Origin of the sequence: Embleya sp. NPDC008237 (assembly GCF_042956465.1) — a bacterium.
In the GTDB taxonomy this organism is placed as follows: Bacteria; Actinomycetota; Actinomycetes; order Streptomycetales; family Streptomycetaceae; genus Embleya.
This window is the reverse complement of the sequence record NZ_JBIBGL010000002.1, coordinates 35,273-51,044: the sequence shown is the minus strand read 5'-3', so window position 1 is coordinate 51,044 and position 15,772 is coordinate 35,273. Positions and strand designations below refer to the sequence as shown.

Below are 15,772 nucleotides of genomic sequence, written 5' to 3'. Positions count from 1 at the left end.
AGCCGATGCCCAGGCCCTCGGTGTCGGTCATCTCCACTCGCGCCTGGTGGCCGGTGATCCGCCGGCCGTGGGCGGGTCGTGCCGTTGCCCATGTCGTCGTGGTGGCCTCGCCGACCTCACCGTATGTGGTGAGGTCGGCGAGGAGGTCGGGTTACGGGGTCGCCGGCTTGCCCTGGCCGTAGAGCCAGGTGGCGAAGAGGGCGTCGAGGTTCTTGCCGGAGATTCGCTTGCTGAGGGCGATGAACTGGGCGCTGTCGCCGTGGCCGTAGCGGTGCTCGCCGGCCCAGGTCCTGAGGATGGTGAAGAAGTCTCGGTCGCCGACGGTCTGGCGGAGCTTCTCCAGGACCATGGCACCGCGCTCGTAGGGCGGCTTGGCGAAGAGGTGGCCACCGTCGCCGGGATCGCCCGCGGGGAAGGCCCACAGCGAGTCGGTGGCCGGCAGGGCGTAGTCGGCGGCGAACTGCTGGGCAGTGCTGAGACCGCCGTGCTCGGCGGTCCAGAGCCACTCGGCGTACGTGGCGAAGCCCTCGTTCAGCCAGATGTCCTGCCACTTGGTCGGCGAGACCGAGTCGCCGAACCACTGGTGCGCCGTCTCGTGGACCAGTGTTTCGATGCTCGGGGCCCGGTCGTAGATCGGCCGGGTCTGCGTCTCCAGCGCGTAGCCGACGTCGGGCGCGTCCTGGACGATGGAGCCTGCCGCCTCGAACGGGTACCGGCCGAACAACCCGCTCTCCCACTCGATCACGGCGGGCAGTTGGTCCAGGACCGGCTTGGCCGCCGCGGCCTGGCTCGGCACCACGGCGTTGTAGACGGGCAGGCCGTTCCTGGTCACGTACTGCTCGACCTGGAACTTGCCGATGCTCGCGGTGGCCAGGTAGGCGGCCATCGGCTTGGCCTCGGACCACGAGAAGGTGGTCTTGCCGGCCCGGCTGCGCTGGTCGCACAGTCGACCGTTGGACACCGCGGTCCAGCCGTCGGGAACGGTCACCTTGACGTCGTACGTGGACTTGTCGCTCGGGTGGCTGTTACTCGGGAACCAGGTCATCGCACCCTGCGGTTCATTGGCCACGAATACCGAGCCGTCCGGCTGGATGATCCACCCGTCGGGCGAACCGTCGGGGTCGGTCACATGCTCCGGCACACCCGAGTAGGTGACCACGACATGGAACCTGCGCCCCTTGTCCAGCGCATGCGCCGGCGTGACCGTGAGTTCGGCGCCGTCGCGGCGGAACGCGGCCCGTCTGCCGTCGATCCGCACACTCTCCACGGTCAGTCCGGACAGGTCGAGGTTGAACGAACTCAGCTTGCGCGTCGTCGTGACGGCGAGGTCGGCGGTGCCTTCGAGCCGTCTGGTCTCGGGGGTGTAGTCGAGGTCGAGACCGTAGTGGGCAACGTGGTACCCGCCGTTGCCGGACAGCGGGAAGTACGGGTCGCCCGCGCCGGGGGCACCGGGCGTCGCGGCACCTCCCGAGGTGGCGGCGCCGATCAGCAGGGCGGCGAGCGCGGGGGTCGCGACGAGGGCGAGGACGGGGCGAGCGAACTTCGAAGCCAAGGCGTGGGCCTCCTGTGTCGTGGCTGCATTCCGAGGTGGCGGCGGATCCGCCGGCGCACACGATCAACGCGTCGCCGGGTCCGCGCGCCGAACCCACGCACTCGGCCGCTGACACGGCCGCCACGCGACACGACACACGAATCCGACCCGGCGAGGGGTCGGACAGAGGAAGAACGGACGAACGACGGCGAAGAGACGAGGAATCGAAGGGACGAACGGGCGAACGGACGAAGGGACGGAGGGACGAAGGGCGCAGCGGCAAGTCGGCAACGGGGCGCGGACAAAGCGATACAAAGCACGCGAACCCCGACCCGCACGCCGGCAATCACTCTACGGTCGAACTCCTGGGCGATGAACCAGCTCCAGGCAATCATCCGGGTGACAGTCGCCCTCGAGGCGGCCTCGAACTCGAAGTGCCCGAATCCACCGGGCCCACGGGCACAGCCGTGTTCGCGTCCGCGCCCGTGTCGCGTCCGCCCCCGTGGCCGTGTGCGTGTTCGCGCCCGGGCACGCGTCCGTGTCCGTGTCCGTGTCGCGTGTCCGAAACTGTACGGGCCATGTCGTTTCAGACGCTGGTGTGGGTCGTGTTGCCAACGGATCATGAACACGTACTCCCTTCCGCTCGGTCGCACCGTCGGCCGGGTCCCGGTTCCAGAGAGAGAAACGATGATCGACAACAGCGCCTCGAACCCGCTCGCCGCCGCCGAGACTTCGCCCACGTCCTCGGCTCGCCCGGTCGCCGTCTATGGGGCCTACGGGCACACGGCGCGCTTCGTGGTCGCGGAGTTGCACCGCAGAGGCCGCCCCGTGGTGCTCGTCGGCCGGGACGGGGGAAAGCTCGACGCCTTCGGTGCCGACTACCCGGACGCGCCGCGGTGGGTCGCCGCCGCCGACGACCCCGAGGCGCTGGACCGTGCGTTCGCCGGCGTCGCGGCGGTCGTGAACTGCGCGGGGCCGTTCCTGGAGACCACGCTCCCGGTGGCCGATGCGGCGATCCGCGCGGGTGCGCACTACCTGGACGTGGCCGCCGAACAGGCCGCGACGGTGGCGCTGTTCGACACCCGGTCCGAGCCGGCCGCGGAGCAGGGGCTCGTGCTCGCGCCGTCGATGGCCTTCTACGGCGGGCTGGGCGACCTGCTGGCCACCGTCGCCATGGGCGATTGGCCGAACGCGGACGAGATCACCCTCGCCTTCGCGCTGGACAGTTGGCTGCCGACCGCGGGCACCCGGCTCACCGGTGAGACCAACGCGGGACAGCACATGGTGTTCACCAACGGGCGGTTGAGCCCGTTCTCCTACTCGACCGAGGTCTCCGACTGGGAGTTCCCGGCGCCGTTCGGGAAGCAGCAGATCAACGAATTCTCCTCGGCCGACCAGGTCACCATTCCGCGTCACCTGGACACTCCGGAGGTCCGCGCGGTGATGAACCTCGCACCGCTGACGGACATCCGCAACCCGGCCACCCCGGCGCCCTCGGCGGCCGACGAGCACGGCCGGTCGGCGCAGACCTATGTGGTCGAGGCGATCGTCCGGCGCGGCGACCGGGAGCAGCGTGCGGTGGTCGCCGGACGCGACATCTACGCGGTGACCGCGCCGATCGTGGTGGAGGCCGTCGAGCGCATCCTCGCCGGGGCGCACACCGCGACCGGCACCGTGGCGGCCGGCCAGGCGTTCGCCGCCGAGAGCTTCCTGCGCGCGCTCACCCCGGAGCACCTGACCCGCTTCGAGATCTTCACCGAACTCCCGACGGCGGCGTCCACCCGCTGACCGGATCACGACCCGGACCGCGCACACCTTCGGCACGAACCGCGAACCGGGCCACGCGTGGTCGCGAACCGGGCCGCAGCGGGCGGTCGGGCCCACCACGGCCCGGCCGCGCCGAACGTGGCCGGACAAGGCCGGACGGGGACCGAACGGGGGTCGGCCCCCGCCCGGCCGAACCACACGCAACCCGCCAACGCGGCACCACGACGACGCAGCACCGCCGACCCGCCGACGCGTCACCGCCACATCACCGCCACATCACCGCACCGCCGCCTCACCCCGCCCCGCCCCGCCCCGCCCCGCCCCCGGACGCAACACCCCCACCGACACGACGCACCCCCGGCCGTTTTCCGGAGGTTCATCCACGGGCCACGGGTTCGTCCTGGCGGGGCATCGGGCGATCCGGGTTGACTCGGCGTGCCCGCACGATGCGTGCTGCCGCGCGGTTTCGCCGCGTCCGGACGAACAGGAGATGGCGTTGCGACGTATCCTTCCCGCGCTCGGCGTGGCCGGCGTGCTGCTGGCGACCCTGGTCGCGGTACCCGCTGCCGCGGCCCAGGACGACACGTCCCGCGCCTCGTCGCGGCCCTCGGCCCACCCGATCGTGATCGGCCACCGGGGTGCCAGCGGATACCGGCCCGAACACACCCTGGAGAGCTACCGCCTGGCGATCCGGATGGGCGCCGACTACATCGAGCCCGACCTGGTCTCGACCAGGGACGGCGTGCTGGTCGCCCGGCACGAGAACGAGATCTCCGGCACCACGGACATCGCCGCGCACCCGGAGTTCGCCGCACGCAGGACCACCAAGACCATCGACGGGACCCCGGTCACCGGTTGGTTCACCGAGGACCTCACCCTCGCCGAGCTCAAGACGCTGCGCGCCAAGGAGCGGCTGCCCCAGGTGCGGCCCACGAACACCGCGTTCGACGGCCGGTTCGAGGTGCCCACCCTCCAGGAGGTGCTGGACCTGGCCCGGACCGAGGGCCGGCGGCTGAACCGCACGATAGGCGTGTACCCGGAGACCAAGCACCCGACCTACTTCCAGTCGATCGGGCTGCCGCTGGAGGAGCCCCTGGTGCAGACGCTCGAGCACAACCGGCTCTCCGGCCGCAAGGACAAGGTGTTCATCCAGTCCTTCGAGACCACGAACCTGCGCAAGCTGAACCGGATGATCGACGTCAAGCTCGTGCAGCTGCTCGACGCCACCGGCCGACCGTACGACCTCGCGGTGGCGAACGACCCGCGCACGTACCAGGATCTGGTCAAGCCGGAGAACCTGAAGTGGATCGGCACTTACGCGGACGGCATCGGCACCAACAAGAACCTGATCGTCCCGCGTGACGCCGCAGGCAGGTTGCTCGCCCCGACCTCGGTGATCCGGGACGCGCACCGCGCCGGACTGATCGTGCACGCCTGGACGTTCCGCGCGGAGAACCAGTTCCTCCCGCTGGACTTCCGGCTCGGCGCCGACCCGAACGCCCGCGGCGACATCACGTCCGAGTACGAACTCTTCTACGGCCTCGGCCTGGACGGCGTCTTCACCGACCAGCCCGACACCGCCGTCGCCGCCCGCGCCGGCCTGCCGGCGTAGGTCCGACCCACGACCGACCACCCGCCCGTCGGTCGGTCGTACCGCCCACCTCGAAGGGCCCCGCCTCGCCCACGCGACCCGGGGCCCTTTCGTGCGCGCGCCGAACTCCGTTACCTCACACGGTAGTTCAGCCCGCCGTCGAACCCGTGCGCAGGCCCCTCATCATCACCTCGAGCAGCCGGTCGGTCTGGCCCGCGTCGCCCGGCGCCTGTTCGACCGCCCACGCGATGCCGTTGGCGAGCTTGAGCAGGTCGCCGATGTCGGTGTCCGAGCGCACCGAACCGGCCTGCTGGGCGCGCCGGAGCAGCGCCGCGCCGGCCGAACGCATCCGGGTGTGACACGAGGACGTCCCGTCCTCCTGGTGCACCATCGTGGCCATCAGCGACGCCGCCAGCCCTCGATAGGTGGTCGCGTAGGCGATCACCGAACGCAGCCAGCGAGCCAACGCCTCCTCCGGCACCGACGCGCCGAGCAGTTCCTGCGCCTCGCCGCACAGCCCCTCCACGCCGTCGTGGAACACCGCTTCCAGCAGGGCGTGCCGGGTCGGGAAGTTGCGGTAGAGCGTGCCGGGGCTGACTCCGGCCCGACGCACGATGTCGTCCAGCGGCGCGTCCGGGCCGTTCTCGGAGAAGACCTCCCCGGCTGCGACGATCAGCCGTTCGTAGTTGCGCCGCGCGTCCGCGCGCATCGCCCGCGCCGGCGGCCGGTCAGTGGTCATCGCCGATCTCCTGGTTGCCCGATTGCCCGATTGCCTGGTCGTCCGGCTGCCCGATGATCCGCGTCAGCCACCGCGCCCCAGGGTAGGCCGGGCCGCGCGAGCGGCGCCCCCGGTCCCCACTCCGTGCCCCGGCCGGCCCGCGGCCCTCCCCTGCCCCGCCCTGCCCAGACCGACCCTGCCCAGCCCAACCCGAACCACCCTCCCCGGTCCGCGAGTTGCCTGCCGATTGAAAAGTCGAGACTCTCTCCGTATTTTAAGTCGAGACACTCTCCGCTTATTCCACGGGGGCACCATGTCCACTTCACCCGCATCAGGTACCTCTACCGCCCCGCCCGCCCCACCCGGCGAGCCGCGCACACCCCGCCCCGGCCTCGCGCTGGCCGTCATCCTGGCCTGCCAACTCATGGTCGTCCTGGACGCCACCATCGTGAACATCGCCCTGCCCGACATGCGCCGCGCCCTGGGCTTCTCGCCCACCGGCCTGACCTGGATCATCAACGCGTACACGCTCGCCTTCGGCGGGCTGCTCCTGCTGGGCGGCCGGGCGGGGGACATCCTCGGCCGTCGGCGCGTGTTCCTCGCCGGCATCGCACTGTTCACCGTCGCCTCACTGGTCGGCGGATTCGCCGACTCCGCAGGCATGTTGCTCGCCGCCCGGGCCGTCCAGGGGGTGGGCGCCGCGTTCGCCGCCCCCGGCACCCTCGCACTGCTCAACACCAACTTCGAAGGTCCGGCCCGGGCCAGGGCGTTGGGCATCTACTCGGCGGTCTCCGGCGCGGGGCTGGCCTTCGGCCTGGTCTGCGGCGGCCTGCTCACCGACACCACATCCTGGCGCGCGGTGTTGTTCGTCAACGTGCCGATCGGCATCGCCATCCTCGTCCTGGCCCCGCGGCACATCCGCCAACCCGAGCGCCACCCCGGCCGGTTCGACGTCCCGGGTGCGCTGACCTCGACCGCGGGCATGGTCCTGCTGGTCTACGGGTGCATCCGCGCCGCCGCACACGGCTGGGGCGACGGCATCGCCCTCGGCGCGCTGGCCTCGGCCGGTGTGCTGCTCGGCGCGTTCGTCGCGATCGAGACGAGGGCGGTCCAGCCGATCACCCCGCTGCGCCTGCTCGCGCACCGCAACCGGGCCGGCGCCTACCTGAACATGCTGCTGCTGCCCGCCACCATGTTCGCGATGTTCTTCTTCCTCACCCAGTTCCTCCAGAACGTGCTGAACCTCAGCCCGTTCGAGGCCGGTTGCGCGTTCCTGCCGATGGCCCTGTGCCAATTCGCCTGCGCCCGGGCAACACCCGTGCTGCTGCCCCGATTCGGCGCCAAGCCGATCCTGGTCCTGGGCGGAGTCCTGGTCGCCGCCGGCATCCTGTGGCTGACCCGTATCGACGACACCGCCGGCTACGCCGGCGCGGTGCTCGGGCCGATGATCCTGTTCGGCATCGGCTCGGGACTGAGCTTCATGCCGCTGAACCTGATCATCCTGTCCGAGGTCCCGGCCGCGGACGCGGGCGCCGCCTCCGGGCTGCTCCAGGCCCTCCAGCAGGTCGGTGCGAGCCTGGGCCTGGCCATCCTGGCCGCCGTCTCCAACGCCGCGAGCAGGGACGCCGCGCAGCACCCGCCGACCGGCACGAATCCCGAGCAGAGCGCCCGCCACGCACTCACCGAAGGCATCGCCGGCGCGACCGTCGGCGCAGCGGTCTTCGCACTCTGCGCCCTCGCCGTATCCGTCCTGGTGATCCGGCCGGCCCGCCCGGCTCCCGAACGCTCGACCGCCGAACGCCCGACCTGATCACCACCGGCGACCGAGGCCCGCCGCAGCCCGAGACCCGGTAGCACAGCGCCTCGCCACGCCGCCCGACTCCGGTCCGGAGCGGCCCGGCACGGCACCGCCGGAGTGACCCGCCGTCCGTACGCGAACGGCGTGGCACGGCGGCCCCGGGACGGGTCGGCTCGCCGAGTGTCCGGCCCGGGGCCGCGACGCGCAGGGATCCGCCGCAAGATATCTTGATGTCGAGCAATGTTGCGGACATGGAGCGGAGCATCCTGTGACTGACCCGACCATCATCTATACGCACACCGACGAGGCCCCGGCCCTGGCGACGTATTCGTTCCTGCCCGTGGTCCAGGCGTACGCGGCGACGGCCGGGGTCAAGGTGGAGACCCGTGACATCTCCCTGGCCGGGCGGATCATCGCGCACTTCCCGGAGCACCTGAAGGCCGAGCAGCGCATCGAGGACGCGCTTGCCGAGCTCGGCGAGCTGGCCAAGACGCCCGAGGCCAACATCATCAAGCTGCCGAACATCTCGGCCTCGATCCCGCAGCTCAAGGCGGCCATCGCCGAGCTCCAGGAGCAGGGCTACGCGCTGCCGGACTACCCGGACGACCCCAAGACCGACGAGGACAAGGACGTCCGGGCCCGCTACGGCAAGACGCTGGGCAGCGCGGTCAACCCGGTCCTGCGCGAGGGCAACTCGGACCGCCGCGCCCCCGCGTCGGTCAAGAACTACGTCCGGGCGCACCCGCACCGCATGGGTGCCTGGACCGCGGACTCGAAGACCAACGTCGCGCACATGACCGCCGACGACTTCCGCTCGACCGAGAAGTCCGCGGTGATCGCCGAGCCGGGCTCGCTGCGCATCGAGCTGGTGGGCGACGACGGCAGCACCACCGTGCTGCGCGAGTCGGTACCCGTGCTCGCGGGCGAGGTCGTGGACGCCTCGGTGATGCGCGCGGCGCCGCTGCGCGAGTTCCTCGCCGCGCAGGTGGCCCGGGCCAAGGCCGAGGGTGTGCTGCTTTCGGTGCACCTGAAGGCCACCATGATGAAGGTCTCCGACCCGATCATCTTCGGGCACGCGGTCCGCGCCTTCTTCCCGCAGACGTTCGCCGAGCACGGCGAGGCGCTCGCGGCGGCCGGCCTGAGCCCCAACGACGGTCTCGGCGGGATCCTCAAGGGCCTGGAGTCGCTGCCCGAGGGCGCCAAGATCAAGGAGTCCTTCGACGCCGAGCTGGCCGCCGGGCCGGCCCTGGCGATGGTCGACTCGGACCGGGGCATCACCAACCTGCACGTGCCCAGCGACGTCATCGTGGACGCCTCGATGCCGGCCATGATCCGTACCTCCGGCCACATGTGGGGCCCGGACGGCAACGAGGCCGACACCCTGGCCGTGCTGCCGGACAGCAGCTACGCCGGCGTCTACCAGGTCGTCATCGACGACTGCCGGGCCAACGGCGCGTACGACCCGGCCACGATGGGCTCGGTGCCCAACGTCGGTCTGATGGCGCAGAAGGCCGAGGAGTACGGCAGCCACGACAAGACCTTCGAGATCGCGACCACCGGCACCGTGCGGGTCGTCGACGGCGCGGGCACCGTGGTCCTGGAGCAGGTCGTCGGCGCGGGTGACATCTTCCGGATGTGCCAGACCAAGGACCTGCCGATCAGGGACTGGGTCAAGCTGGCCGTCTCGCGCGCCCGCGCGACCGGCAGCCCGGCGGTGTTCTGGCTGGACGAGGGCCGCGCGCACGACGCGAACCTGATCGCGAAGGTCGAGGAGTACCTGCCCGAGCACGACACCGAGGGTCTGCGGATCGAGATCATGTCGCCGGTCGAGGCGACCGCGTTCTCGCTCGAGCGCATCCGTCGCGGCGAGGACACCATCTCGGTCACCGGCAACGTGCTGCGCGACTACCTCACCGACCTGTTCCCGATCCTGGAGCTGGGCACGAGCGCGAAGATGCTCTCGGTCGTCCCGCTCATGGACGGCGGCGGCCTGTTCGAGACCGGCGCCGGCGGCTCGGCGCCCAAGCACGTGCAGCAGCTGGTCAAGGAGAACTACCTGCGCTGGGACAGCCTGGGCGAGTTCCTCGCCCTCGCGGTCAGCTTCGAGCACCTCGCGCAGTCCGTGGGCAACGCCCGCGCCCAGGTGCTGGCCGACACGCTCGACCGCGCCACCGGCACCTTCCTGGACAACGACAAGTCGCCCAGCCGTCGGCTCGGTGGCATCGACAACCGGGGCAGCCACTTCTACCTGGCGCTGTACTGGGCCCAGGAGTTGGCCGCGCAGACCAAGGACGCCGCGCTCGCCGAGGCGTTCGCGGGTCTGGCCCGGACGTTGTCCGAGCAGGAGGAGACGATCGTCGCCGAACTGATCGCGGTACAGGGCTCGCCCGCCGACATCGGCGGCTACTACCGTCCCGACCCGGCCAAGGCGTCGGCCGTGATGCGCCCGTCGGCCACCTTCAACGAGGCCCTGGCCTCGCTGAGCTGACCCCTTCGAACCGCCCCGGCCGAGTGTGTTGTCGGCCGGGGCGGTTCGGCGTTGCGGGCCTCGGGTCAGGCAGGCTCGCCGGGCCAGGGGCCACGCCACCGCCGTCACGTCGCCGGGCCGGGACATCCCCGCCTGTGTGGGCCGACCCGTCCGTGGGCGGCGCCGGAGTCGCGCAGGGCGGAAAATCCCGGCTTCCGTGCGTCCCGTTGCAGGCACCCGGCCTACCGGCAGCCCTCACCCGGTTCGGGACCGGCGCCGGTGCGCGGTGGGTACGCGTGAGTGCCGGCCGGCGACGAGCCCGAGTCGATCGGTCACAGGCGGGGGTGGTGGCGGGGACTCCGGTTGGTTCGTCGAGGTGGTCGGGTGAGGGTGATCTGGCGGACGAGTTGGTGCAGGCATGCGGTCATGGCGACGGCCGGGAGGCCGGCGGCGACGATGCCGTGAAGGTTCTTGGGCGCGTCGGTGACGGCGAGCGCCATGGACAGCCCGGCGAAGGTGATGGCCACGATCCAGGAGTGCACCGCCCTGTGGTGGTGGAGGCTGGAGCGCAGGATCGACAGGCAGGCCACGATCCAGGGGCCGTGGACGAGAACGGGCCACCAACGGGCAGGGCCGTGTCCGGTGGGGGCGGCGTGACGCAGTGGTTCCAGGGTGACGGCCGCGCCGAGCAGGCTGATCGTGGCGACCAGGGCGATGGTGGCCGCGACCATGGTGTGGCTGAGCCGATCCAGTATCGCTGCGCCGGTGGCCGGTGGCCGGGACGATTCGGGGGTTGTCGGGGTGCGGCGGCGGTGGCCGGCGGGAGGTCCGATCCCACGAGCGGGAAGCCCCTCGGTGATGGCTGAGGGGGCATGCGGCGCGGGTTGTTCCAGGAGACGGGCGAGTTCCGCCTCGAAGCGCCACTCCTCCGCCGGGACCGACGCGGAATGAGCGTCGAGTGATGCGTGCGTTTCGACCGTGGGCCATTCCTCGGGGTCGAGAGGCGGGGAAACCTTGCCGTGCGGTACCGGGTTGGCGGAGGAGCGGGAGAGGTCGGGTCCGAAGCCGTCGTACATGTGCCTCACTCGTTGCGATGTGCGATGAGCACTCTGAACCGGCGCCGAGAATTTCGGGGCGGCGCGGCTATCGGTTGCTCAAAATGTCGTCGAGGCGGCGCGAGAACGCGGCACCGAGCAAAGCCATCGTCAGGGCAAAGTGCTCCACCTCGGCGGAGCAATGGCGAAGGCGGACGCATTCCCCCGACCGCACGAGATGCGCGTGTGGCGACCGGTTGAGGAAGGTGGTCGCGCGGGGGATGAGAACCCAGTCTCCCAGTGGAAACGAACGTCTGGTGATGGTGGCGGGGAAAGTGAAAACGGAAGATGCGTGGAGGGTCACGCTCGGGGAAACGATGCACACCCTCGAAACGGATGTGGGCCGTATGGCTGATGATTTCCGGCGTCCCTGCCTTTGTCGGCCCCGCGCGCGTTTTCATGAGTACGGCCAGACGAGGCTTCGCCCTTTGGAGAGGGCGGTTCACGGGGTGTGCGGGGTGGCGTACGTTCGCCCGGCCGGCGAATGCTTTCGGAGGCGTTGCCGGATTTCTCCTGCCGCTGTCGATGTCCAAGCGATCGTCCGGGACCCCGGGTGGCAGTGACCGGTTCACTCGGGACAATGACCGGTCGGGTCGCCGCCGCCGCAGCGACCCGATCGCCCACTTCGCGTTCTTCGGCACGGACGGGCAGGCCGGAAACCGGGTCGTCGAGACGGCATGCCACCGCCGGCGGCCACATGCCTCCACCTGATGCCGCGGGTGATATTCGCCCTCTTTTTCGCCTGCGCCAGTTCCGGCGCACGCGTGCCATCAAACCGTCGCCAAGGAGCGCGTCGGCAATGGAAGAAGTAGAAGGAATGGAAGAGGTGGAAGAGGTGGAAGAAATGGAAACATCCTCTTCGACCGGATACCCGCCAAGGTGGCGACGGGGCGTGCTCCACGGCGGTTCCGATGCCCGATAGAGTGCAGGATTAGCCGCCGCCACCGGGCATGGCGACGGCTGCTGTCATCGGCACTCTACCGAGAACGGCCCGTCGGTCGCATAACGCTCGTTATGTTTCATGCTTTCGGCGTATTACGACGTGGTCGGAATCCGGACAGGACGCATGGATCGATCCGGAACCGATCGGGCCGTGCTGTCGTAGGAGACGTGGGATTCACCGGCCTCGCTGCACTCGCCGCACTCGCCGCGCTCACCGCACTCACGGCACTCGCCGCCCGTGTCTCCCCGGCACCCGGATGCACGGCACCGGGCGCCGAGGAACCCGACGCAGGATCGAGGACAGGCCGTGGAGGTCGAGACGTGGGCCGGTGGGCTACAGCACCTCGCGCAGGCGGGCGGTGAACCCTGTGGGGTCGTCGACGAAGCCCGTGTGGTCGCCGGGGAAGAGGACCGGTTCGCCGCCGAGCATGCCGGCGAGGGCCCGGGAGGTGCGGTCGCAGAGTTGTCCCGCGGAGGCGTCACCGATGCCGACGATGATGCGTGTGGGCACCGACCGCAGTGTGGTCAGGTCCGGCCGCCAATGCGTGGTGGGACGCAACTCGTGCCCGAACCAACGGAGTTCGTCCGCGATCTCGTTCGCCGCGCGTTCGCCCCCGAACATGCCTTCGATCGCGCCGTCGGGCAGCACGATGTTGGCCTGCGCCATGAATTTCGCCCACGCGCCGGTGACGTCGCCGGCGAGGCGGGTGGCGATGATGTCGTCGGTTCCGGCGTGGAGGCGCTCGCGATCGTCGAGGAGTTCGATCAGGGGCGGCTCGTGGGCGACGACGGTGTGCACCAGGTCGGGTCGGGTCTGCGCGAGGGCCAGAGCGGTGACGGCCCCACCGCTGGAGCCCAGGACGGCGGCCGGCCCGAGGTTCAGGTGGGCGATGAGCCGGGACAGGTCGTCGGCGCGCAGTTCCGGAGTCGAGTCCTGGTCGGGGTCGTCGACCGGGCTCCGGTTGATGCCCCTGGGGTCCATGGTGGCCACGGTGTGGTCGGCGAGCAGGTCGGCCACCGGCGCAAAGGCGGCGGCATCCATCGGAGCCCCGACGAGGGCGATCAGCGGGCCGGTGCCACGCACCTCGTAGTGCAGACGTGCACCGGGAACCTCGAGGGTGCCGGTCGCGACGGAAAGGCTCGTGGTCATGGTGTCCTCCTCGGACAGGGCTCGGACGGGGCTCGGACGGGGCTCGGACGAGACTCGGACGAGACTCGGACGGGGCGAAGATGCCCGCTCGAACCGGTTCACGGAGGCGGCTCTCCCGCTCCCTCACCATGACGACGAACGGGAGGGGGCCCGATCGACAGGATCGTCGAAGTTCGTCGACCACGCGGAGTGCGCCCACCGGCCCGCCGGATACGACGCGGCGCCACGCGGCCCGGCCCGACCGAAGCGCACCGCGCCGCCACCGGTGGGCGGAAGGCGCGGTGCGGGAAGGCGCAGTGCGTGCCCCCGGCCGGCGGAAGGCGCGACTCCGGTGGCGAGTTCGGCCGGCCCGTGGCCGACGGATCCTCGTGCCGCGCCCGGTGGCCGACGGTACCGCCGTTGAGGCGAAGGCCGGCCGAGCCGGCGTGGGCGCCGACCGAGGCGCAGCGGCCGTAGTACTCGGCGGCGCACCTCAGCTGCGCCGAAGCCGCCCCATCGAGTGGCCACGACCAGCCGTGCGGGCCAGGACGGCAAGGGAGTTGCTCGGATCCCCATCCCCGCGCCATGCCGAGCCGACCACCCGCGCGCCGGCAGCCCGTCAACGGCCGGTGAGCGGCCAGGAGTCGACGTCGCGGTAGTGGATCGGGCCGGGGCCGCGGCCGAAGTTGCTGCCGACCAGATGCAATCGCCGGGCCGACCAGCGGCGGCCGACGAAACCGGCCAGTTCGCGGGCGGCGGCCGCGATGCCGTCGGGGTTGTCCCGGCGGGCCCGGGCCAGCGTCAGGTGTGCCCGCAGCGGCCGGTCCGCCAACGCGACGCCGCCCGCCCGGATCACGCCGCGAACCGCGTCGGCCAGGGTGTGCAGCGCGTCCCGTTCGCCGTATACGCCACTCCACAACACCCGCTCGTCGAACTGCCCTGCGCCGCGCAGTTCCAGGCCGACCGGCCGGGTCACGGCGGCGACCTCGGCCAGTGGTGCGCGCAGCGTTTCGACCACGTCGACCGGCACCTCGCCGAGGAAGGCCAGCGTGATGTGCCAGTCCTCGATCCGGTTCCAGCGCAGCCGGGGATGCGCGGCGTGGACCGGCCGCAGCGCCCGGGCCAATTCGTCCTTGGCATCGTCCGGCGGGGCCAGCGCCACGAACAGTCGTACGGTCCGGGGCGGGGTCGGGGCATCGTCGTTCACAGGTGATTTCGTACCGCATCACCGCCGCCCGGCGCGTGCCGGCCCACCGGGGCCGGGAAGTCGGCCGATCCCGGCCGCCGCACCGGTCCACCCGACGGGTCGACCCACCACCCCCGATCACCGCGTTCGCGCGGCGGCCCGACCCGTCGGCCCACCCCCACGGTGCGGGTTCGACGCGATCGCCGCCGGGCGGATTCGGCTGTCCCGGACGGCGCTCGCCTGTCCCGGCAGGTCACGGCGTCGGCCGGCATGTGTCCCGATCCGTTCGGGACAGGGGGTTCAGACCAATCACCGACCCGCGGGTTCACTCCGGCCGAGTGCGAACATGTCGGCAGACGACTGAACTTCCGTCCGATTTGCTACTTTTCTGGGACTCCCCGACTCGGCGAACTGCCGGCACCATGGGTGCCGAATTCGCTACCGCGCGTACTCTTCCACGTGAACGAACGGGGTCTCTGTGACACGGCGTGACGACGCTCCCCGGCCGGACGGCGCAACCACCGCCGCGGAGTACGTGGCCGCGTTACGTGAGTTACGCGAGTGGTCGGCGCTGACATACCGTCAACTGGCGGCCAAGGCCGAGGCGTCCGGGCACGTGCTGCCCGCAAGCACGGTCGCCGCCGCACTCGGTCGCGGCACCCTCCCCCGGGCCGATCTGGTCGAGGCTTTGGTGTTCGCCTGCGGCCTCGACGCGGACGCCGCCGCCCGCTGGCTGACCGTCCGCGAGGACCTCGCGGCGGGCCGGGTGAGCGAACAGCCCGCGACGCCCGCACCCGCCGAGGTGCCGGACGCCGCAGCACCCCTGCCGTTCTGGCGCCGCCGCCGGCGGCTGATTCCGATCGCCATCGGCGTGGCCGGCCTCCTGATCGCCATCGGCGTGATCGGCGCTGTCCGATACGCCACCGACGACGGGGACGGTGACGAAAGTGCCATCTTCCCCAACCGGCTCCGCGACGGCTTCTACCTGATCAAGCCCACCCATATCGCCGACGGGTCGTTGTGCCTGGGCGAGGGCAGGGAACGCAACGGCCGCACCGACCGCCCGATCGCCGTCCAGCGCCCGTGCGACGGCGTGGTCCCGGACACCTACCTGGTCGCCGTGGCGCCGGACGTCTACCTGATCAAGTGGCGCAACCCGGTGGACGGTGTCGGCTGCCTGCGGGTGGACGACGCGATCATGGTGCCCGGCGCGCTGCTCGGCCCCGAGGATTGCGCCGGCTCCGCCCACGAGCGTTTCCTGATCGAACCGGTCGACCCGGGCGTCTTCCGGCTCCGCCCGGTCCACAGCGGTCTGTGCATCGGCATCCTCGGCGGCCCCCACGAGACCACGGTCAAGGCCGAGGCGGCCCAGGCCCTGTGCTCGGGCACCGCCGACCAGCGCTTCCGGCTGATACCCGTGAAGGGCAAGGAGCCCCTGCCCCCCGGGCAGTGAACTCCACAATCCGTGCGTCGACGTCCCGAACGGACCCACCAGAGGACCGCGGCCGAGGGCCGAGACCTGGGCAACACAGGCCGTCAGCAGCAACTC

Annotated in this window: 10 protein-coding genes; 5 read left to right on the top strand and 5 right to left on the bottom strand. The window is 71.2% G+C overall.

Going from position 1 to position 15,772, the window contains the following annotated elements; all coding sequences use genetic code 11:
• Window positions 1-151 precede the first annotated feature (151 nt).
• Complete coding sequence (locus ACFZBU_RS03690) at window positions 152-1,552, bottom strand: M1 family metallopeptidase (RefSeq protein WP_391581834.1); 1,401 nt, start codon at window positions 1,550-1,552, stop codon at window positions 152-154.
• A gap of 666 nt (window positions 1,553-2,218) precedes the next feature.
• Between ACFZBU_RS03690 and ACFZBU_RS03685 the strand changes: the two genes are divergently transcribed.
• Both ACFZBU_RS03685 and ACFZBU_RS03680 read left to right on the top strand, forming a co-directional pair.
• On the top strand, window positions 2,219-3,319 hold the full coding sequence (locus ACFZBU_RS03685) for a saccharopine dehydrogenase family protein (RefSeq protein ID WP_391581833.1): 1,101 nt from the start codon (window positions 2,219-2,221) through the stop codon (window positions 3,317-3,319).
• A 469-nt stretch (window positions 3,320-3,788) separates the two neighbouring features.
• Window positions 3,789-4,910 (top strand): glycerophosphodiester phosphodiesterase, encoded by a 1,122-nt coding sequence (locus ACFZBU_RS03680; protein WP_391581832.1) that lies wholly within the window; start codon window positions 3,789-3,791, stop codon window positions 4,908-4,910.
• Between the two features lie 127 nt (window positions 4,911-5,037).
• Here the strand turns inward: ACFZBU_RS03680 and ACFZBU_RS03675 are convergent, their stop codons facing one another.
• Window positions 5,038-5,628: a TetR/AcrR family transcriptional regulator gene (locus tag ACFZBU_RS03675; RefSeq protein ID WP_391581831.1), complete on the bottom strand. Its 591-nt coding sequence runs from the start codon at window positions 5,626-5,628 to the stop codon at window positions 5,038-5,040.
• A gap of 292 nt (window positions 5,629-5,920) precedes the next feature.
• Between ACFZBU_RS03675 and ACFZBU_RS03670 the strand changes: the two genes are divergently transcribed.
• Both ACFZBU_RS03670 and ACFZBU_RS03665 read left to right on the top strand, forming a co-directional pair.
• The gene (locus tag ACFZBU_RS03670) at window positions 5,921-7,417 is read left to right on the top strand and encodes an MFS transporter (RefSeq protein ID WP_391581830.1); all 1,497 of its coding nucleotides are present in this window, start codon (window positions 5,921-5,923) and stop codon (window positions 7,415-7,417) included.
• Window positions 7,418-7,673: 256 nt separating this feature from the next.
• Window positions 7,674-9,893: an NADP-dependent isocitrate dehydrogenase gene (locus tag ACFZBU_RS03665; RefSeq protein ID WP_391581829.1), complete on the top strand. Its 2,220-nt coding sequence runs from the start codon at window positions 7,674-7,676 to the stop codon at window positions 9,891-9,893.
• 311 nt (window positions 9,894-10,204) lie between these two features.
• Here ACFZBU_RS03665 and ACFZBU_RS03660 read toward each other — a convergent pair whose 3' ends face one another.
• From ACFZBU_RS03660 to thpR, 3 genes are all read right to left on the bottom strand, one after another.
• On the bottom strand, window positions 10,205-10,948 hold the full coding sequence (locus ACFZBU_RS03660) for a hypothetical protein (protein WP_391581828.1): 744 nt from the start codon (window positions 10,946-10,948) through the stop codon (window positions 10,205-10,207).
• A 1,294-nt stretch (window positions 10,949-12,242) separates the two neighbouring features.
• Window positions 12,243-13,058, bottom strand: a complete 816-nt coding sequence (locus ACFZBU_RS03655; RefSeq protein WP_391581827.1) for an alpha/beta fold hydrolase — start codon at window positions 13,056-13,058, stop codon at window positions 12,243-12,245.
• Between the two features lie 598 nt (window positions 13,059-13,656).
• Window positions 13,657-14,244: an RNA 2',3'-cyclic phosphodiesterase gene (gene thpR, locus ACFZBU_RS03650; protein ID WP_391581826.1), complete on the bottom strand. Its 588-nt coding sequence runs from the start codon at window positions 14,242-14,244 to the stop codon at window positions 13,657-13,659.
• A gap of 457 nt (window positions 14,245-14,701) precedes the next feature.
• Between thpR and ACFZBU_RS03645 the strand changes: the two genes are divergently transcribed.
• A complete protein-coding gene (locus ACFZBU_RS03645) occupies window positions 14,702-15,676 on the top strand; it encodes a hypothetical protein (RefSeq protein WP_391581825.1) in 975 nt (324 codons plus the stop codon).
• The last annotated feature ends 96 nt before the right edge of the window (window positions 15,677-15,772 follow it).